The sequence below is a fragment of the Lachnospiraceae bacterium GAM79 genome, from assembly GCA_020735665.1.
GTDB lineage: Bacteria > Bacillota > Clostridia > Lachnospirales > Lachnospiraceae > Coprococcus.
Genome location: CP085928.1, coordinates 2,779,716 through 2,801,892, shown reverse-complemented (window position 1 = coordinate 2,801,892; position 22,177 = coordinate 2,779,716). Strand labels below are relative to the sequence as shown.

At 38.6% G+C, this 22,177-nt stretch carries 18 protein-coding genes; all 18 read right to left on the bottom strand.

What is annotated here, in order from left to right; all coding sequences use genetic code 11:
* Positions 1-10: 10 nt before the first annotated feature.
* Positions 11-2,440: an ABC transporter permease gene (locus LK416_12505; protein ID UEA74464.1), complete on the bottom strand. Its 2,430-nt coding sequence runs from the start codon at positions 2,438-2,440 to the stop codon at positions 11-13.
* Positions 2,441-2,583: 143 nt separating this feature from the next.
* Positions 2,584-2,820 carry a hypothetical protein gene (locus LK416_12500; GenBank protein ID UEA74463.1) on the bottom strand — a complete coding sequence of 79 codons (237 nt, stop codon included), beginning with the start codon at positions 2,818-2,820 and terminating at the stop codon, positions 2,584-2,586.
* Positions 2,821-2,856: 36 nt separating this feature from the next.
* A complete protein-coding gene (locus tag LK416_12495; GenBank protein ID UEA74462.1) occupies positions 2,857-3,363 on the bottom strand; it encodes a hypothetical protein in 507 nt (168 codons plus the stop codon).
* A gap of 30 nt (positions 3,364-3,393) precedes the next feature.
* Entirely contained in the window at positions 3,394-3,978 is a 585-nt protein-coding gene (locus tag LK416_12490) for a hypothetical protein (protein ID UEA74461.1), read from the bottom strand.
* A gap of 144 nt (positions 3,979-4,122) precedes the next feature.
* Positions 4,123-4,635, bottom strand: coding sequence for a hypothetical protein (locus LK416_12485; GenBank protein ID UEA74460.1), 513 nt, complete (start codon positions 4,633-4,635; stop codon positions 4,123-4,125).
* 108 nt (positions 4,636-4,743) lie between these two features.
* Complete coding sequence (locus LK416_12480; GenBank protein UEA74459.1) at positions 4,744-5,070, bottom strand: hypothetical protein; 327 nt, start codon at positions 5,068-5,070, stop codon at positions 4,744-4,746.
* A 112-nt stretch (positions 5,071-5,182) separates the two neighbouring features.
* Positions 5,183-5,341, bottom strand: coding sequence for a hypothetical protein (locus tag LK416_12475; protein ID UEA74458.1), 159 nt, complete (start codon positions 5,339-5,341; stop codon positions 5,183-5,185).
* Between the two features lie 62 nt (positions 5,342-5,403).
* Complete coding sequence (locus tag LK416_12470) at positions 5,404-5,913, bottom strand: hypothetical protein (protein UEA74457.1); 510 nt, start codon at positions 5,911-5,913, stop codon at positions 5,404-5,406.
* A gap of 180 nt (positions 5,914-6,093) precedes the next feature.
* Positions 6,094-6,606 carry a hypothetical protein gene (locus LK416_12465; protein ID UEA74456.1) on the bottom strand — a complete coding sequence of 171 codons (513 nt, stop codon included), beginning with the start codon at positions 6,604-6,606 and terminating at the stop codon, positions 6,094-6,096.
* 36 nt (positions 6,607-6,642) lie between these two features.
* A complete protein-coding gene (locus LK416_12460; protein ID UEA75919.1) occupies positions 6,643-6,801 on the bottom strand; it encodes an SMI1/KNR4 family protein in 159 nt (52 codons plus the stop codon).
* Positions 6,802-7,135: 334 nt separating this feature from the next.
* Entirely contained in the window at positions 7,136-7,735 is a 600-nt protein-coding gene (locus LK416_12455) for a hypothetical protein (protein UEA74455.1), read from the bottom strand.
* 156 nt (positions 7,736-7,891) lie between these two features.
* Positions 7,892-8,401, bottom strand: a complete 510-nt coding sequence (locus LK416_12450) for a hypothetical protein (GenBank protein UEA74454.1) — start codon at positions 8,399-8,401, stop codon at positions 7,892-7,894.
* A gap of 184 nt (positions 8,402-8,585) precedes the next feature.
* Entirely contained in the window at positions 8,586-9,098 is a 513-nt protein-coding gene (locus tag LK416_12445; protein UEA74453.1) for a hypothetical protein, read from the bottom strand.
* Between the two features lie 14 nt (positions 9,099-9,112).
* Positions 9,113-12,970 (bottom strand): hypothetical protein, encoded by a 3,858-nt coding sequence (locus tag LK416_12440; protein UEA74452.1) that lies wholly within the window; start codon positions 12,968-12,970, stop codon positions 9,113-9,115.
* Complete coding sequence (locus LK416_12435) at positions 12,971-16,141, bottom strand: hypothetical protein (protein UEA74451.1); 3,171 nt, start codon at positions 16,139-16,141, stop codon at positions 12,971-12,973.
* 52 nt (positions 16,142-16,193) lie between these two features.
* Positions 16,194-17,231 (bottom strand): HAMP domain-containing histidine kinase, encoded by a 1,038-nt coding sequence (locus LK416_12430; protein ID UEA74450.1) that lies wholly within the window; start codon positions 17,229-17,231, stop codon positions 16,194-16,196.
* 16 nt (positions 17,232-17,247) lie between these two features.
* The gene (locus LK416_12425; protein ID UEA74449.1) at positions 17,248-19,353 is read right to left on the bottom strand and encodes a glycoside hydrolase family 13 protein; all 2,106 of its coding nucleotides are present in this window, start codon (positions 19,351-19,353) and stop codon (positions 17,248-17,250) included.
* A gap of 883 nt (positions 19,354-20,236) precedes the next feature.
* Positions 20,237-22,159 (bottom strand): ATP-dependent zinc metalloprotease FtsH, encoded by a 1,923-nt coding sequence (gene ftsH / locus LK416_12420; protein UEA74448.1) that lies wholly within the window; start codon positions 22,157-22,159, stop codon positions 20,237-20,239.
* Positions 22,160-22,177 lie beyond the last annotated feature (18 nt).

The following is a 22,177-nucleotide window of genomic DNA, read 5'->3' as shown; positions in this document are numbered from 1 at the left end:
TATCGATTTTTTATTCCTCAAGCTTCAGGTCATCTACAATATCAATCGGAAGATCCTTAAGGGATGCATAGATACTTCCAAAGATCACCAATGTGGAGGCGACCAGCCCGACTCCAAATGCCCACCAGGCAATGGTTTGTTTTATATATAAAAACATACTGAGATATGTATAAATATATATCGTAAAAATCGAACCAAATAAGAATCCCAGAACATTTGACAGGACCGTCGCCATCGTGCCCTCTAACATGACCGTATAGATCAGTCTCTTTCTGGACATTCCGATCACCCGGAGCTGCGCCAGTTCTTTTCGCCTCATATGCAGATTTCCTGCTGTGGTATTAATAATGTTCACCGAACTCAACACAAATATAAAAGCAGCAAACGCCAATGCATACCGAACTATATTTCTGGCATAAGCATATCCGTACAGTACATCTGTAATATCGCCTATTCCGGTTTCAAAATAGGATACCGGCACACTGTCAAGATCGATCGCGTACTTTACTCCTGTCACATCCTGTTCGCCATATCCGGTCAGGTCAAAGTAGGAATCTCTTTTCATATAGATATCTCCCCAGTCCGGAAGCAGCTGATCTCCAAAATCCAGAACTCCCTGAACTGTATAGGTTCGATAATATCCTTCCTCAATAAGTTCCTGACGGATACGCTCAGCGATCACATACTGTTCACGCCAGGTTGATCTGCCCTCTTTGGTTGCCCGTTCTTCTGAGATATAGGTATCTCCCGTATCTACCTCAGGACTGACCAGAATACTGTCTGCCATCATCTTTTCATAAGCCGCCTGATATCGTTTCTCATATTCCCTGTAATCAACCAGCTGGATCATATCTCCTACCTGCAGATCATATGTATCAAAATGCTTTCCCAGATCATACAACGTCACTCCGTCATCATAGCTTCCGGAATAATCCATTACGCTTCCTCCGCCAACGACCAGAATACCATCATCATCCAGCTCCGCAGTTCCACTCTCTATAAACTCGGACAGATAGTCCAGATCATTCTGATCACAACCTTCAATGCTTATAAATGAACTATTCAGACTGTCAACAGCCTTTTCATATTCTACATCATCTTTCTCGCTGTATTCCTTTGTATTCCGTTCTCTCCATCTCTGCATCATTGCTTCGATGTAACTTCCCAAACTCGTCTGTTCTGCATAATCTTTGTTAAACTTGCCATAATAGGTTTCAGGATCTACCAGATTTCCTCTGGCACTGTATACCATTTTTGTTTCTGTTACATAGTAATGCAAAGAATTCTCTTTGATCTCCTCGACAGAAGGCAAATCCTCACTCTGTATCCATTCCACATCATTAAATATGCTGGCAGGGGATTGGTTTTCTTCCAGATATCTGCCATACATATCATTAATATTCTTTTTCGTATCATGAACCATACTCCCGGTGCTTAAGCATATAATGATCGCTGTTATGCTGAGCATCATGGCTGTTACTGTCTTTGCAAATCGTCCGCTGTTCCGCAGTACACTTTTTCTTGCATAGGCGCCTTCAACACCGAACAACCGCCCCATCAGACCATTTCCACGAACCTTGATCTTTTCCTTTTTGATCCGGTACTCCCCACGGACCGCACTGACCGGCGATGTCTTCGTCACAAGCTTTGAGCACTCCTGCATAACAAAATACAGATCTCCAAGATATGCGATCAGGATCGGAATAGCCGGTCCGATATGGAATCCGACATTTACATCCTTTAAAAAACCAAGGATCACACTGATGATGGTTCCGAGCAGTACACCGACTGCAATGCCTGTCACTTCCATGCCTGCCCCTATCCTGTATATGATCCGGTTCAACTGTCCTTTTGTTGCTCCGATGCATCGCAGGATTCCATAGTCCTTCACCTGCTGCAGGACAAACATCTGAACCGTATTCCTGATCATTCCGACAGCGAAGATCGCAAAGATATATGCTATCAGCAGAACAAGGATGAGCAGGACACCGATCAGCCCATCTTCATCCTGAAGATATAACACTGCCAGTTCATTATTTAATCTTGCATCCACCCCATAATCGGCTTTCATATCCTCCATGACCGACTCCATCTTATAAGGATGTCTGACATTCACATATAAAGCATTTTTATAATTTACTTCTACAAACCTTTCTTCATCACTGACATATTCTTCCCCTGTATACGCCCCGTTATATGCCTGAAGTATCTGGTCATCTGCAGCGATCTGCGCTAATTTCTCTGTATCATCAGACAGAAAAACGATCTCATAGTCTGCTTCTTTTCTCACTTCCTGCCGTGTCTGAAGCACATACGAATATCCAAAATTCAATGCCGTATATAATACAGCTACCGTGATCATCACCCCAATGATCGTAACGATACACTGCCTTTTGCCTGCTTTCAGATAATAAAGCGCGAGTTTTTTATAATCTGTCATTCATTACCTCCCCGTGATATATATGAAAAAAAGATAGATACATTTTCGTTGTATCTATCTTCTCACTTCTATCTTACATTCCCGTGAATATCTGTGTATTCTTTTCTTACAATATTGTAAGAAAGAGATAACAAGCAAATAATTCATTTGCCAGCATATCTCAGGCGTTTTATTTTTTCAAAAAAGTATTCACATGCTTCCGTTTCTGTTTGAAATTTCTTTAAACCAGATTTTCTCCCTTTCTCACTATAATATACACACCATTCCTCTTCTTTTACTATACATAATCTTTCGTTAGGCAAACCTCCTTTTAAAATAGAATATGTATCTTTAGGAATACCTAGTTTATTCAATTTTTCTTCTAATTCAAATACTTTCACAAATATCTCCGTTTTCTAATATATCATTTCAATTCATCAGGCATCTTCCATATCATACTCTGAACACGTCTCGTAATCTTCCTGCAGTATTTTCACCCATCGTTTTATGGCTCCCCACATACCATCAGAATGTCTCCAGCCTTCCCAGTCAAAACATTTACTTAACTTTTCTTTATTATTGAAAACAGCCTGCATAACTACGGGTTTTATCTGCTCAGATATGTGAAATGGCGCCGGTTTGAAACTCTGTCTTTCCTTCAGTACAATATCAAAAAAAACATTAAATGCACAGTATACCTCTTCAATATCTCCCTCGCACATTTCTTTGATTGCTTCAATAATCATATCCGGAATATAGTCATACCCTCCCTCGTTATACAGTGCATAAATTCCTCTTGATAAAATACTGCCCCAATCAGTTATATCTATTCCTGCAAGACCATATTCAACATATTCACAATGGTACTCACCCTTTCCCTCTAACAGTTTGACCATATCATCACATTCTACGGCTTTCCTTGCAATTCCTATGTAATCAATCATATTCGTACTCTCTTTTATCTGTTATCAATACTATAATATATACAACTCTATCATATCTGTAATATCAATTTTATTTTTAATATAATAATCCTTATTTTCAAAATAAAATTTTCTTATTTCCGATATTGCCTTACAATAATTATACAAAACTATATATGCCCTTGATAATGACGCATTTTCTACAATTGTTTTCCCATTAAATAATATATCATAACCATAGGTATTATTTATTAAAGATAATTTATTAACTTCTACACCACCAATAACATATATATCACTTGAAAACTGTTTAAAATATGTAATAACTTTATCAATATTATTTTCATCTAATAATTTCCGTAGTTCACGTGTTGCATTATAATCCAAAATATTATCATACATTCTTTTATACAAAACGATAGATATTATTATTGCAGCTTCCATTGACAAATCTTGTACTTTAACAATATCTTTATTACGATGTCTTTCACAAACATCATATAGCATTTTTACATTTTTTCTTATATAAATATAATTTTCTATTTCACTTATTTCACTTTTACCCACAATTAATCTATCTTTAAATCCTTTTAATGACAAACCATATTTATCTAATATATCAATACTACTTATCAATTATAATATCTCCCCTGTCTATATTGTCTGTTTGACAATGGCTTCTCCTGCATTATCATTGCCGTTTATATACGCATCAAACAGGTTATTTTAATTAATATTTGAATATATAAAGATAATAATCAATTAATTAATAACCCACCTTCATTCCGCTTCTTCCATATCATATTCTAAACATTCCCCATATTTTTCTTTTAGTATTTTCACCCATCGCTTTATAGCTCCCCACATACCATCAGAATGTCTCCAGCCTTCCCAGTCAAAACATTTACTTAACTTTTCTTTATTATTGAAAACCGCCTGCATAACTACAGGTTTTATCTGCTCTGATATATGAAATGGTGCCGGTTTGAAATCCCGTCTTTCATACATTACAGCGCAAAAGAAAACTCGAAACGCACAGTATACATCTTCAACATCTCCCTCACACATTTCTTTAATTGCTTCAATAATCATATCCGGAATATAGTCATACCCACCCTCGTTATACAGTGCATAAATCCCTCTTGATATAAGATTATCCCAATCCGTAACATCCGCATCCGGTGGAAAGCCATAATAATAAAATTCGCAACGATACTCACCCTTTCCCTCTAACAGTTTGACCATATCATCACATTCTACGGCTTTTCTTGCAATTCCTATGTAATCAATCATGTTCGCACTCCCTTTTATCAGTTATCAATACTACTTATTAATTACAATATCGCCCCTCTACTACATCAGAGTCAAGCCTCTTTGCTATTTTTTAATATCTTATATCTATTAACGCATATAGTTTTTATGGATAACTATTTTCTTAAATATATCAATTTCAAAAATTATTCCCAATTCACAATATGCAACTAAGACATTTTCCGATTTTTTTATAATATTATCATATCCCCGTAATACCTTTGCACAAACTATATCATTAATTTTCCATACTTCATTTCCATAATAATCATACGCAATAATATTATTAGGAATTTCTTTATTTTCTCTTATCAACACTACAAAAATATCAGAGAAATAAATAATTTTTTTAATAGTTGTATCAAAAATTATACTCTTATTATTTATTTGAATTTTTTTATTATATACTTTTATCATATCATCTTGCTCCCATTTATTTCAGCTCAATTATATTACTAAACCACTTGTCCTCCAAAAGCACATCTTTGATAGCATACTGTATATATCCCCCAAGAGTTCCCCAAATTTCTTATGGGCCTACAATACTTACTTCTAAAATAATATCCTTAGGTATATCAATATATACTACTTTATCTGGGATTTGTGGTAATGAATATTTTTCTGCTATTTCCATTGCATTTAAACCAATAATGTCAGCAACTCTCAAAATAAATGGACTTTTTTGCATATTTATAGTTTCTAGTTCATCACTTATATTAACACAATCATCAATTGATTAATAATCCACCTTCATTCTGCTTCTTCCATATCATATTCTAAACATTTCCCATATTTTTCTTTTAGTATTTTCACCCATCGCTTTATAGCTCCCCACATACCATCAGAATAGCTCCATCCTTCCCAGTCAAAACATTTACTTAACTTTTCTTTATTATTAAAAACCGCCTGCATAACTACAGGTTTTATCTGCTCAGATATGTGAAATGGCACCGGTTCGAAATTTCCTTTTTCCTTCATTACAGAATTAAAGAAAAATCGAAACGCACAGTATACCTCTTCAACATCCCCCTCACACATTTCTTTAATTGCTTCAATAATCATATCCGGAATATAGTCATATCCCCCCTCATTATACAATACATAAATTCCTCTTGATAAAATACTGCCCCAATCGGTTATATCTATTCCTGCAAGACCATAATAAAAAAATTCACAATGATACTCACCCTTTCCCTCTAACAGCTTTACCATATCATCACATTCTACGGCTTTTCTTGCAATTCCTACATAATCAATCATGCTCGCACTCCCTTTTATCAGTTATCAATACTACTTATCAATTATAATATCCCCCTGTCTATATTGTCTGTTTGACAATGGTTTCCCCTGCATTATCATTGCCGTTTGTATACGCATCAAACAGGTTGTTTTAATTAATATTTGAATATATAAAGATAATAATCAATTAATAACCCACCTTCATTCTGCTTCTTCCATATCATACTCTGAACACGTCTCATAATCTTCCTGCAGTATTTTCACCCATCGTTTAATAGCTCCCCACATACCATCAGAATGTCTCCAGCCTTCCCAGTCAAAACATTTACTTAACTTTTCTTTATTATTGAAAACTGCCTGCATAACTACGGGTTTTATCTGCTCAGATATGTGAAATGGCGCCAGTTTGAAATTCTGTCTTTCCTCCAGTACAATATCAAAAAAAACACTAAATGCACAGTATACCTCTTCAACATCTCCCTCACACATTTCTTTAATTGCTTCAATAATCATATCCGGAATATAGTCATACCCACCCTCGTTATACAGTGCATAAATTCCTCTTGGTATAAGATTCTCCCAATCCGTAACATCCGCATCAGGTGGAAATCCATAATAATAAAATTCGCAACGATACTCACCCTTTCCCTCTAACAATTTGACCATATCATCACATTCTACGGCTTTTCTTGCAATTCCTATGTAATCAATCATGCTCGCACTCCCTTTTATCAGTTATCAATTCTCTATTCATTTTTCTTCAAATAATGAACCATTCATTTCTAAGCGAGATATTAAAAAATCTGTAAATGAATAAGCAATTCTTACAAACTTATCATTACCATGTTCATTATAAAAATATATTGGGGGATTATCTCCCTCATTCAGTTTAAAAAAAAACACATGCACCCCTGACTCATCCAAAATACAAAATCTTCATCCAATAATGTATTTTTAGAATTATTTTCAATAAGTAATTCATTTGCTCCTTCTTTTAAATAAAATATTTCATTCATAAAGCAAGAGTCACCTCTCATAAATTGTCCACCAGTTCCATTTCCCATACATTTCATAAATTATATATATGACTGTGGTAAACAAAAACCATTACAAAGCTGTTGTAATTCACTTATTTGTTTTTCTGTACAACCATTCATAATTATATTTTCATTATTCAGTTTTCTTATTAATTCATCAATATATTTCATGAAAAGTTTCTCCAGCTTATTTATATACCTCAATTCTAATAATCTTTAAGCAAAGTAATTATATCTTTATCATTTAATGCGTTTATTTTTATCCCACTATTTTCAATGGTACTAATCAATGCAATATAGTTATATAAAACAACTCCAAATTGCAGAAAAACAAATAATGCATCAGTTATATCAGTCATATCATTTACATATATTTTCTTTTTTTCCATATTATTAATAACAATTAAACTAATATAATTATCACAATTTATAAGACTTAAACTATAAATATATAATTTTTCAATTTTGATATTATTGCTATTGAATATATTTATTATATCGGCATAAGAAACATTTGCATCATATATTATCGGGTTATCTGATATTATTGGCATTAAATATTCTTTTAAAATCTTTTTCTTTATCATAAAAATCATAAAATGTTTTACAGCTTTAGATTTCTCATCAAACGAATATAAAATTTTTTTATTTCCTCTTTGATATGAAAAAATATTCCATAATTTTTCTGAAAATTGAAAACCATAGTATTCCTCATTACCAGCTTTCTTTTCTCGAATTATGCCTTCATCATATAACATATCAATATTAATTATTTCAAAAACTTCCTTTAATGTTTTAATATTCATAGTTATTTTCTACTCCTTAATAACTTTCACATATTAATTATTAAGTTTTCTAGTATTGCATCAACTATTCCAGTACTAGGATATATCATTTCACCTGTTACTTAATCAAACTACTTAGGGTTATCAAAAACATCTTTATATTTTAAATAAAACTCATCAGGCATCTTCCATATCATACTCTAAACACGTCTCATAATCTTCCTGCAGTATTTTCACCCATCGTTTAATAGCTCCCCACATACCATCAGAATGGCTCCATCCTTCCCAGTCAAAGCATTTACTTAACTTTTCTTTATTATTAAAAACCGACTGCATAACTACAGGTTTTATCTGCTCTGATATACGAAATGGCGCCGGTTTGAATTTTTCTTTTTCATCCATTACAGAATTAAAGAAAACTCGAAATGCACAGTATACCTCTTCAACATCTCCCTCACACATTTCTTTAATTGCTTCAATAATCATATCCGGAATATAGTCATACCCGCCCTCGTTATACAGTGCATAAATTCCTCTTGGTATAAGATTCTCCCAATCCGTAACATCCGCATCAGGTGGAAAGCCATAATAAAAAAATTTGCAACGATACTCACCCTTTCCCTCTAACAGCTTTATCATATCATCACATTCTACGGCTTTTCTTGCAATTCCTACATAATCAATCATGCTCGCACTCCCTTTTATCAGTTATCAATACTACTTATCAATTATAATATTCCCCTGTCTATATTGTCTGTTTGATAATGGTTTCTCCTGCATTATCATTGCCGTTTATATACGCATCAAACAGGTTATTTTAATTAATATTTGAATATATAAAGATAATAATCAATTAATTAATAACCCACCTTCATTCCGCTTCTTCCATGTCATATTCTAAACATTTCCCATATTTTTCTTTTAGTATTTTCACCCATCGCTTTATAGCTCCCCACATACCATCAGAATGTCTCCATCCTTCCCAGTCAAAGCATTTACTTAACTTTTCTTTATTATTAAAAACCGCCTGCATAACTACAGGTTTTATCTGCTCTGATATATGAAATGGCACCGGTTCGAAATTTTCTTTTTCATTCATTACAGAATTAAAGAAAAATCGAAACGCACAGTATACCTCTTCAACATCTCCCTCACACATTTCTTTAATTGCTTCAATAATCATATCCGGAATACAGTCATACCCGCCCTCGTTATACAGTGCATAAATTCCTCTTGATATAAGATTATTCCAATCCGTAACATCCGCATCAGGTGGAAATCCATAATAATAAAATTCGCAACGATACTCACCCTTTCCCTCTAACAGTTTGACCATATCATCACATTCTACGGCTTTTCTTGCAATTCCTACATAATCAATCATGCTCTTAATCTCCTTTATTTTCTTTTAAATTTTATCGGCTCGCTAAAATATACTTCTTCCGGTATATTATCAAGATCATATACAACCGCCTCCGGTATTCCCCCTGATGTATAACCACCCGGTATCCAGTTATTATTTGCCCCCATCTCGTTACCGCTTGGAAGTGAAATATTGTATTTCTTAGGATTATTTATATACATTATTATATAATCACCATTCTCTAGAGAACCAATATTATACCCCAGCTCTTTTTCTAATTTAGTTAGATCACCTCCTGCGTTATTTAACACATTATCAACCTCATTTTTAGGAAGTACAAACTGTGTTCCATCCGGCCACCCTAATTTATCCATACCATCAAAGTAATCATCATATGTTTTCTTTGATAAAATATATGCTGCACCATCATCAAATTTTGACAAATGATTATCTATATACTCTTTGCTCAGATATTCTGACGGGTTCGGTCTGCTTCCTTTAGGCGTATTTAAAATATCCGCTATCTTTTCACTGGTTAATCCAGAAGTTACATTCTCTCCCGGCTTGCCTCCAAGCTCCTTCTCAATCTCATCAGGCGTCTTTCCCTGCTTAAGTCTGTCGACAGCATCATCACCGTATTTCCCTATGATTGTGACAGCATCATCACCATGTACTATAATCGCATCGACTGCATCATCTCCATATTTTCGGATGATCTCTATTGCTTCATCTCCGTTTTTGATAAGACACTCTGCTACATCGTCTGCGCTTTTCGAAGAACTCTTCATCAGCTCGAAGATCTCGTCCATCTTATCCGCAAAACCATCCATCTGTGAAAGCTGCTTCAACACATCAGGAGACGCCCCAAGACCTCTCGCCTTTCTCAGCCAGTCAAGTCCTGTATCTCCGAAGTTCTTTGCAAACATACTTATCACTTCATCAGAAAGTCCCAGCTTCTTAAGATTTGTTACCAGCTTGCTGATGTCTTCCAGCTTGGCTCCGTTTGTCAATAGCTCCTCTACTACATCAGCACCTAGAGACTTCACAAGTTTATTTTTCAGTGTAAGAGACAATATCGGTTTTGCAAGCTCTGAAAATAATGAAAGTCCTACGGTAAGTATCACATCAAATATAGTCTGTTTGACAATGATTTCTCCCGCTTCCTCATTACCATCCATATACGCATCAAACAGCTTAAAGGTCTGTATGCACGACCATACACTCACACCTATGCACACACCAGCAAGAGCTATCTGCGCTGATCCAAGAAACGATACAGCCCCAGCTGCTGCCATCATATTTATTGACTGGAAAATAAGGAGCATACCCTCTGTTATATCAACAAGTGTAAGTCCAAATTCAACCATAGTGTCATATATTACTTCGCTCTGGGTACTTCCGCCGTTTAACCCTCCCGATATCCTGTACGCAGCCGTTCCGTCTTCCGAGAGAACTATATAACCCGTTCCACTCCAGCTTCCAAACACCATTTCCTCACGAGGAATGAAAACCGTATAGCCATTTTGTGCCGCAGTTCTTATCTCCGATACCACCTCGTCCGCTGTGTCAAGTAATATCAGAGCATCTTCAAGATTTGAAGAATTAATAGCCAGAATGTCAACTCCACTTTCCACAGCATCCTCGAGTATACTTATAGTAGAAACAGCAGGTTCCCCCATAAGTTCTTCAAAAATTCCACTCTCATATTCCGAACCCATTATACCGGTCGTAAGCAGATATTCCCGCTCCGCATTCTCATCACCCAGAAGGCTCACCACACTGTGGCTGTCCTTATCCACATCCATGAACATATAGCCGAAATCAATTCCGCTTACCATTCCATAGATGTATTCCTTTTCAGCTTCATAACCTGTTATTGCTTCACTTATATTTCTTGTAGCTGCAACATTATAACTGTCCGCTGCTGCGGCATATGTCAAATCCAACTGGGCAAAATACAGTTTGCCCGTCATCTCAAGATATCTTCCCATATATTCAGGGCTATAGACATTTTTCTCTGACACACTGTCCTTAAGAGTGATTATCTCATCATAAAGACTTTCCATATCCGCATCACTTATGCTCTGTACATCAATGGTTACCGCATACATCGAACCTGCTGTAATTGTATTCGTTATTCTGTTGTTCCCTTCATTTGTATGGAACACTATGCTGAAGCTGCTGTCCGTTCCAAGAGGGCTGTATAAAAGCTCCTCTTCCTTATCACTTACAGCCTCCCCATCCACATAAAGTACAGGCGTCATATGTACTGCGTACGATGGAGTTGTAAATATATCCCCATATCCCGAAAGGATCTCTTCATCAGCATCAGTTGCAGCCTCATAAGAGAGAAGTATACTCTTGCCCGAAAGCTCATCCGCATTGAAACTTCCAAGAGTACAGCCATCCACTTCAAATGTCACCTGATCCCTTAATCGGTCAGGTAATTCCGCAAATGTTCCCTCTTCACTATCTACCTCATACTGCAGAGAAAGTGGAAGATACACTTCATCTCTCTGTTTTATTATACGTTTTCTGAAATAGACACTATTTAAATCCATTCCGGACAATGAATCTTCACATTCCGCATAAATATCATTGTAAACATTTTCGAATGTCTCTGCAGCTCCCGACGATACAGCCTCATCAAGCTTTGCCGCAATTTCATCTGTATCTCCTGACACCGTATCATATACACTATGTACACTCTCATATTCCTTAATTCCCGTATCAAGGTCTATCCATACGCTCTCTCCATCTGCATCTCCCGCTCCCCGGTAGTTGCCGTAAGGTACAAGGGTTCTCACCCATACATGCTCTATTTTTAGATATACGGTTTTTCCCCCGGATGTAAGCCTTGTTACAGGCACCCCATTTGATGCAAGTACAGCCGCCGCATGCTCTGCTGTATCAGCTCCCATAAGTGACATGGCTTTTTCAGGCTCAAGAAGTATATTGCCCTCTACATACATTGAAGGATATCCCTTATATCGAAGCATAGCAATAAGAAGCCCTGCCTGGTCTACATCATTTCCGCCCTTTGACTCAAATGTTCCTGCAGCACCTTTCCTGCTACCATAGTAATATTCATAATCTATGTTGTTCTTTATGTAATTATATATATTAAGCGGCGTATCAAGCTCACCGGCAAGCTTCTTCATTTCTTCGGTAAGTTCCATAATCCCTGTACAGGAAATAAGCTTCTCATCTGAAATCTCCGAAGTGTAGTCTTTTGCTGTGAAATTCTCCACATCACTTTTTTCCGCATTATAAAGCTCCGCTTCAACCGCCCTGTATACTTCCGGCTTATCCGAAATCTCTGATCCATATGTATGTACATCTTCATCAGCTCTAAGCAGCTCTCTCGCTTCTTCTATGAGCCCCAATACCTCAGCGGCATCTTCTGATGATATGTTCTCCTTCAGGGCTTTCTCTATATCCTCTGCCTTTGTCTTTCTCTCCGACAGTTCTGCCTGAAATTCCCCTTTTCTTTTCTCCAGAAGAGACTGTGCTTCATCTGACAGGTTACTTAATTCATCACTGCTTCCGATTATTTCTTCAGCTTCTTCTGCCATCTGTCCAAAGGCTTCTTCGACAGCATACAGATGTGTGGCTGTCTCTTCCACATTTCCACTTTTTACCTGATCTTCCAGCGTATCAAGTTCTGTGCCAAGAAGTTCTGAGGCAGGCATAGTATTCTCCTGACTATCCGCCGACTCTTTCTCTGTATCTTTTTCAGGCGCAGTATTCTCCGTTTTATATTCATCCTGCACCGTATTATTTACACTGCCGCTTTTTCCACAGCCGGCAAGCATGTTCAGACTTAACGCAAATACAAGCAGCATTGCTATGCATTTATATCCATATTTATAAGTTTTAATTTTTTCTATCATTTATTTATCCTCAATTTTATGTTGGTAATAAGTTGCCTGTATATTGATTTTCTTTGCAATTATGCTTCCTTTATAGTCAAAATCACACACATTTATTGTAACAGTACCATTTGGAGCATATATCAATCCGTTTCCATTTACGTTTGTCGCCTGTATAGTTATGTCACCATTTTCTGAAGCTATTACTACAGGATCTTTATATCCAAGAGTCATAACATTTGCATTAAAAGATATATCTCCGTTCGAAACTAAATCTGCGAATATATTAACCCTATTGCACCATGCTCTCGTAGTCGTTTTACATATAGTAGGATTGGTTACATTTGCCATATTGTACTCTGCGATTTCTTCAATTCCCGTATTCTGTTTCATATTGTCCAATATGTCTGTCATATAATTCGGAAGTTCTATCTGCGAAGCATTTTCGATTTTCTCTGCTATATGAAGATCTCCTCCCGCTATCTGCAATTTTCCCGCAGAATATGCCGTACCAAGAAGATTTAAGGTACTTCCCTGAAATCTGAATGTTTCGTTTCCATACACAATACCTTTTACATCTGCCTGACAACAGAATAATTGTACTTCTTCCTCACTTGCAAATAATGCATATGGAAGATCAAAATACGATTCATTATCAGGTATTTCTATCTCCTGAACAAATTCTTCCCCGATATTTCCCGCATTATCAACAGGACGTATATGAATATATACAGTAGTTCCCGGGGTACATTCTCCAAGATTCACAGTTGCCTTATCCTGATTAGCCGGAACTATGTCAGATATAAGATTTCCTTTCTCATCATACTCTGCAATATCCTCTATATACTCCTTATCGCTTACCTCCACTATATAGCCCTTTAATCCTGAAAAAGCTGTTGCCGTCACTATATTTGACTGTATGTTCTCCGTCTCAGAACTTGCCGCTATTCCTTCAACGTAATACTGATATGTTGTCCCCCTGTCCTCGCCATATATAGTTGCTATACCGTTATCCGAAATTTCCAGATCATCAACAACAGGCGCGTCCAGATCGTAAAATGATTTATCAGCTGAACCTGTACTGTATGTAAACTGTTTTAAATAAAAAAGTGTATTTGCCAGTACCTTACGCTCATCATCTGTAGCAAGTCCATTACTGTGTCCTGTCTGTATCATCGCAAGCTGATTATTTGTAAATAAATAGGCACTTGATGTCACACCGGTAGCTGAATCCGTACAGTTCCCATTCGTCTCCAGTTCCATCCACACAGTCGATCCCAGACTGCCGCCCGAACATTGTCCCTGTGTATGTGTCCATGGAATATCAAGTGTACCTGACAGATTCCATGGATAGCCTGTAAGGAACCCTTGTTTTACTACTTTTACTTTATTTGAAAATCCTGATGAAGCGCCTCCCATTTTCATTCCAAGCATATCTGAAAATTTTAAAAAATAAGGCATGTACCAAAGCGTATCATGTCCAAACAAAGCACCTCTGCCTGAATCTATGAATTTCTTAGTTTCTATATATGATTTTTCATTTAAATCTTTTGGTGATCCTATAGGTCCGTTGTAATCACTTGAACCAAACATCAGAACATCATATTTATAATTTCCGTCCTCATCAAACAGATATTCTTCAGGCTCGGTATTATAATCATCTATATAAACAGTATCTATATCAAATAAGCCTTTTCCTGCCGGCTCACCTGTTCCGCTTACAGTCGTTTCCATCCAGTCGACAAGATAATTTTCCGCCGTTAAACGAGGATATATATTAAGCACCCTTACCTTTTCATTTCCGTTCCATGTAGAGCGTGTCTCCCAAACACCGTCTCCCTGCTTTCTAGATACCCTGTAACCATATCTTTCTTCATCATTTGTTATGTCATTCCAGTCAAGCTCTATACCATAATCTTCACCGTCTTTAACTGTACATGTCAATTTCAGTTCAGGCTTTTCCTTTTTATGCACCGTAAAATTAAACTCAGTACTTTTCCATATATTCTCTATTCCCGCATCTTCCTTAGACAGCACTTCAGTACGGAGTACATATGTCCTGCCTTCGGTCGCAACAATATCCATAACAGCGTCTATCTTCTGTTCTTCCTGTTTCGGGATAAAAAGACATTCTTTTTCTTCTGTCTTTATGATCTCCCCATCTTCCAGTAAAGTGTAACGAATAACAGCCTTCATCTCCTGGTTAATGGTATATTGTATGGTTGTCTGTAATGATACCTGTTGTTTCCTGTCTGCTTCCAGTACATAATTGTCTGCTTCCGTTATCAGATTCTTTATTTCAAACTTCAATGAATGGTACTGCTCGATTTCCCGTACCAACAGAATATATTGTATGGTATCCTTTACACTTCCATATACGCTGCCATCCTCTGCCTGTACAGCATTTAACTTCTTTTCCACATCATCGGTATCATTTATTAATTCCCTTTTGTACAGATAACCTGCCAGTTTTGCCTGTTCCAAAAATGTCTCTTCAGAAAAATCTGCAGTAAAAACATTCTGGCAGTAGCTGTCCAACTTTTCGTACACAGAAGCATTGTCAACACTCGCCAATAACAAAACGATACCAACCTGTGCAGATAATTCCGGTACGGATATGTCAAATTTTGTATAACCAAAACCTCCGTCCGCTTTCTGCTGTCCAATCAGATAATTAACAGCCTTCGTCATCCTATCTGAATGATATTTCTGTTCCGTACTATCTGTGATTTCTTCCAGTCCGTCTTTTTCCCATACTGCTTCTTGTGCCAGCAATACCAGCATAGTATCATACACATCGCTCGTATAGGATTCTGTAAGGCCAAATCCGCCATCCTCATTCTGCCACTCCCAGGCTGTATCCAGATAGCTTTGACATCCCCTTGCCCATGCAAGATGTGCCAGTTCATCTACGTTAAGCACCGTATGTTCCTGCTCCCATTTTGTTAAAAACGTACTGTCTGTTTCATTTTTTTCTTCACGCAATACTGCCATTGCATTACAGGTGAAATTCGGAAGTCCTGCATTTTTCCATTCCCCACTTTCTTCACCCATTTCTTTGAGCCATGAAAGTGCCTGCGGTTTTCCTCTTTGTTCTTCTGCCTTGGCAGAAAATGGTATTAAGTTTAATAATAAAATAATGGTGAATATAAGACTTGTAAGTATTACGCTTTTCTTTTGTATGCGTTTCATACTACCCCCCCTTTTAAATTATAATTTCTTTAGACTTCTTTTTAGAATCAACTTAATCTACATGTACAAATGTAATGATAAACCAGGTATTTGATCCTTCTTCACTCCGTACCGTGATCTTGCCACCCATTCCCTCTACGATAGACTTTGTAAGGGATAAGCCGATTCCGACACTGTTTGGATTCACATCATGGTGTACACGGTAGAATCGTTTGAATATATTTCCGAGATCTTTCTCTGCGATCCCCATTCCATGATCCTTGACATAGATCCTGGTAAAGACCGGATTGTGTTCTACCTCAACCGTGATCTCTGTTTTCTCCGGTGAGTAGTCTGATGCATTCTTCAAAAGATTGATGATCGCCTCTACCAGCCAGTCACCGTCACAGACCAGCTTCCTGCCATCCTCACAGATCACATGAACCTCCTGTTCCCTACTCTCCGTCAGATAGGTTACGCTGTCTCTTGCCTGTAATAACAACAGCTTCAGATCACATTCTTTCCGGTCAAACTGGATTGCTCCCGCTTCAATCCGGGCAAGCTTTAAAAGAGATAATACCATCCATTCCATTCTGGTAAGCTGATTTTTTGATTCGTTAAGCACCCGCATCCGTTTTTCTTCATCTGTAAAGGAATCATCTAACAGCAGATCGATGAATACATTTAAGGATGCCAGCGGTGTCTTAAGCTGATGAGAGATATCTGACATGATATCACGTAAGAATACTTTCTCTGACATTTCCCGCTCTTTGCTTTCTTTTAAAAATGTCACCATCTTATAAAAGTTCGTATATAAGATTCCGATCGTACCCTGCATGTATTCTTCTTCCGGCAGCTCATCTTCTCCCTGAACTACACGAAGCATCTCATCCGACACATGCTCAATCTCCCGATAAGTATGGTTGATCTCCCGATAACTGATGAAAAACAGAATTACAAGCCCGACCGCTAATATCAGCAGGATAACCGCAATTCTCTTTTCATCGCCACCGAACAGGAACCGTATACCGATTCCAACCACTGCCAACAGTATTACAGACAGGATCACAAATCGTTGTATGAATCTTTTTCTCTCAAAATCACTTTTCAAGGCTTTAGTTTCCTCTTTAAATATCCCTTCCCACGTTTGCAAGAACCATAGCCGACATCTTCGGTACCTTCAGATAAAGCATATTATGCTCTACCTTGTAGTCACAGGCTTCCAGACTGTAGCCTTCTTCATTTGTGAACATCACTCTGCGCATAACCTCATGATTCTTGACACCGATCCGTCTGACATGCAGCTTCACATCGATATCTTCATAATTCGTATTCAGGATCACAACCAGCTGCTCTGTATCTGTGAACCGTCCATATGCGATAATCTTATGTGCTCCATATAAGAACATAACTGAGCCACGGATCAGAGCCTCATAGTTCTTATGAATACGGATCATGTCCTTATGGAACCGGATCAGTTCCATATCTTCTCTGCCCCACGGATACGTTCTACGGTTATCCGGGTCAGTCCAGCCACAAAGTCCTGCTTCATCTCCATAGTAGATCGTCGGAGCTCCCGGCCAGGTCATCTGGAATACAACGCCCTGACGGAATATACTCTTATCGATACCCTCATTTGCCGCCTGCGGCCCCATCGTATGCGTACGTCCGACTCTCCGGTTTGTACGGGTTAAGAATCTGGAATGATCGTGGTTTGATAATTCATTCATCGCAATCTCAAGGGATGGACGCTGGAATCTCGCCATATGATAATTCATGGCTCCCATAAATGTATCCGGGTTACCTAACAGATCGCCACGGAACTCATCACTGTGCTTCTCAACACCGGTCAGGAACCAGGTGATCGGCTCCATAAATGCATCATAGTTCATAACGGTATCCCACTGATCGCCCTTTAACCAAGGCTTCGGATCTCCATAATGCTCTGCCAGTACGATTGCATTTGGATTTGCCTCTTTGACTGCATTACGGAACATTCTCCAGAACTTGTGATTATATTCCTCCGAATGTCCGAGATCTGCTGCAACATCCAGTCGCCAGCCATCCACGTTATATGGAGGGGACACCCATTTCTTTGCTATATTCAAAATATATTCCACCAGTTTTGGGGAATCTTCATAGTTCAGCTTTGGAAGTGTATCATGCCCCCACCAACCATCGTAGGTGGTATTGTACGGCCATACCTCTTCGTTATAAAACTTAAAGAATGACTTATACGGACTGCTCCAGGATACAAATGCTCCCTTCTCGTAGCCTTCCTGATTCTCATAGATACACTCACGATCCATCCATTTGTTGAAGGAACCGCAATGGTTAAATACACCATCTAAGATAACACGCATACCACGACTGTGAATCTCCTCCACCAATTCTGCAAAAAACTGATTGCTGGCTTCCAGATTTCGTTTGTCGGTTACACGGCTGATATATTTCGTTGCTCTTTTATTCTCTTTTACGCCATCCGGCAGACATTCGCCCTCATCCACAACGATCTTTCCGAAATGCGGATCAATATAATCATAATCCTGAATATCGTATTTGTGGTTGGATGGTGATACAAATAACGGATTAAAATAGATAACATCTACACCCAGATCCTGCAGGTAATCTAACTTATCCTTAACACCCTGAAGATCTCCGCCATAGAAACGTCCGACATCCATATTTGCCGGATATTCATACCAGTCCTTCACCTGCCTGGTAGGACTGTCGATGTAGCAGTATTCGTTGTCCAGTACATCGTTCGATGGATCTCCATTACAGAAACGATCCACATAGATCTGATAAAAGACAGCTCCCTTTGCCCAATCCGGTACATCAAAGCCCGGACAGATTTCAAAGTTATAGTCCGGATTCACATTCTTCTGTACACCGATCCTGTTATAATAACAGGTCACACAGCCCGAATGGATCTCAAAATAATAGGATATATATTTCTCTCCGGCTGGGATCACCGCCGTATAGTAATCAAATAAATCATCGGATTCTTCAACAGACATGACGAGCTTCTCGCCATTGTAGATCAAATAAACTTCATCGGCATTATCTGCACATGTTCGAAATCTAACCTTCACCTGGTCATTGATTCCAGGCTCCTGCGGTATTCTATAGTATTCAGAACCATCGGAAAACAATCCCCCTACATTGATAACCGGCTTCAGATCATATATATAATCATGAATTCTTTCTGCGTTCGTGTATTTGTCGGACATTCAAAACTCTCCCTTTCGTTTATGCCTTTTCATTCTAATACTTTTTTAATAAATAGACAACCTTTTTATGCTGACAACCAATGGCAAAAACTAAGCCCCACAGCATCCTCCACCGCTCCCCGGGGGTCTGCCCCTGTTATAAATACCATTGCGAGGCTTTCGTTATGAACTGCACATTGTCAGTAAATACGGGTGCTTGTTTGAGCCGAAGGCGAGTTAGCACAGGAGTATTTACGAATCAGACATGTGCAGTGAATAGAAAACGTAGCAAGGTATTTATAACAGGGGCAGACCCCCGGGAAGCGGCGGAGGATGCTGTGGGGCTTTTTATACGGACTATTGCCATGAAAATTGTCTAGGCAAAAGATAAGACATATAGGTCTGGGGCTGCCTGTCTATCTGTATTATAATATAACGTTTTTGAGGATTTCGTCGTTTACTGCGCATTGTCAGTAAATGCGGGTGCTTGTCTGAGCCCGAAGGGCGAGTTGCACAGGAGCATTTACGAATCAGACATGTGCAGTGAACAGAAACCGCAGAAAGTTATTTATAATGCAGATAGACAGGCAGCCCCAGACCGTCAGGATGAATCGGTGGTGCCCGCCAAAAAATAAAAGAGACAGTCAACGCACGACTGCCTCTTTTGGAGAAGGTATTTTGTTACTTATGGGGTGTAGCCAAAACTATATAATGTATTGGGGGGTTACAAGTATTATTATATACAAATGCTTCTAAAAGTCTGCCCAAACATTTTTTTATTTTAAAAATTTTATTGTGCAAAACAGAGAGCGGCGTTTTTTGAAATTATTCAAAAAACGCCGTTTTTGTGCAACATGTACAAATTTTTATTGGTTTTCAATCAATTTGTTCGTGTTACTATTGTCTATATTGTTGAAGGCTCTGCGTTTGCAGTAGAGTTTGCATTTGGAACATCATCAAACAATGCTTCAAACTCAGCCCGGTCGATTCTCTCTTTCTCAAGGAGAAGCGCTGCACATTTATGAAGGATGTCTTCATGTGCTTCAAGGATCGCTCTGGCATCTGCGTAACATTCATCGATGATACGCTTAACTTCCTTATCGATCGCTCCCGCAACCTTCTCACTGTAATTCTTTGCATGACCAAGATCACGTCCAAGGAACACTTCTTCCTGATCATCACTTTCGTAATTGATCAGACCAAGCTTCTCAGACATACCGTACTTGGTAACCATTGCTCTGGCATACTGGCTTGCCTGTTTGATATCCTGCGAAGCACCTGTTGTGATATCCTCAAGAATCAGTTCTTCTGCGATACGTCCGCCAAGGCTTACCTTGATATCCTCTAACATCTTTGCCTTTGTCATGAATACGTTATCATTTTCAGGAAGCGGCATCGTATATCCACCTGCACCGGTTCCGGTCGGGATGATAGATACGGTATAAACCGGTCCCACATGAGGAAGCAGATGGAACAGGATCGCATGACCGGATTCATGATAAGCGGTGATTCTGCGCTCGCTCTCCGGTACCAGACGACTCTTCTTCTCTCCACCGATTCCTACTTTGATAAATGATTTATCTACATCTTCTTTTACGATATAAGCACGGTTATCCTTTGCTGCACAGATGGCAGCTTCGTTCATCAGGTTCTCCAGATCAGCACCTGCAAAACCTGCCGTTGTTCTTGCAATATCATTCAGATTTACATCTTCTGCAAGTGGCTTATTCTTTGTATGAACCTTCAGGATCTCTTCTCTGCCCTTGACATCCGGACGGTTTACGAATACCTTACGGTCAAAACGACCAGGTCTCAAGATCGCATGGTCAAGAATATCTACTCGGTTGGTTGCTGCAAGAACGATAATTCCTTCATTTACACCGAAACCATCCATCTCAACAAGTAACTGGTTCAAGGTCTGCTCTCTCTCGTCATGTCCACCGCCAAGTCCGGTACCACGCTGTCTTGCAACAGCATCGATCTCATCGATGAAAATAATACATGGTGCATTCTTCTTTGCTTCGTCAAACAGATCTCTTACACGGGAAGCACCGACACCGACAAACATTTCCACAAAATCAGATCCCGAAATGCTGAAGAACGGTACACCAGCTTCGCCTGCAACCGCCTTTGCCATCAATGTCTTACCTGTTCCCGGAGGTCCTACTAACAGAACACCCTTAGGGATTCTGGCTCCAACCTTTACGAATCTTCCCGGATTCTTAAGGAAGCTGACGATCTCTTCCAGATCTTCTTTCTCCTCATCCAATCCTGCTACATCTTTAAATGTAACCGTCTTTCCGATATCTTCATTCTTCTTGGCACGGCTCTTTCCGAAGTTCATCATCTGTCCGCCGGATCCACCACCCTGGATTCGTCCGATCATGAATGTCATGATAATGACCATAATGATCATAATGATCAGATATGGGATCCACATGCCAAGCATGCTTTCCTTCTGCACATCGTACAGATTATACTTTGCCAGTTTTACCTGATCCTCTGCAGAAGCTGTCGCATTCTTCTTATCAACTGCTGCTTCATAGTCATTATAGATCTTAATAATCTCATTAACATCTGCCGCATAGAATGTAAGCTGTTTTCCGGAAACAAACTCCACATCTACGGTTGCTGTCGGCACATTTGTATTCTGTGTAATATCTACCGCTGCGATATTTCCCGCGTTCAGATCTGCCGAAAATTCCGTATAGCTGTAATTGGTCGCAACATTACTGCTGCCACCCAGCCATTTGTTGATCAGCAGGAATCCGACAATAAGGATGATCGCATAGATCACAACAGCACTTCTTGCTCTCTTCTTATTCATTGTCTACTCCTTCATCTT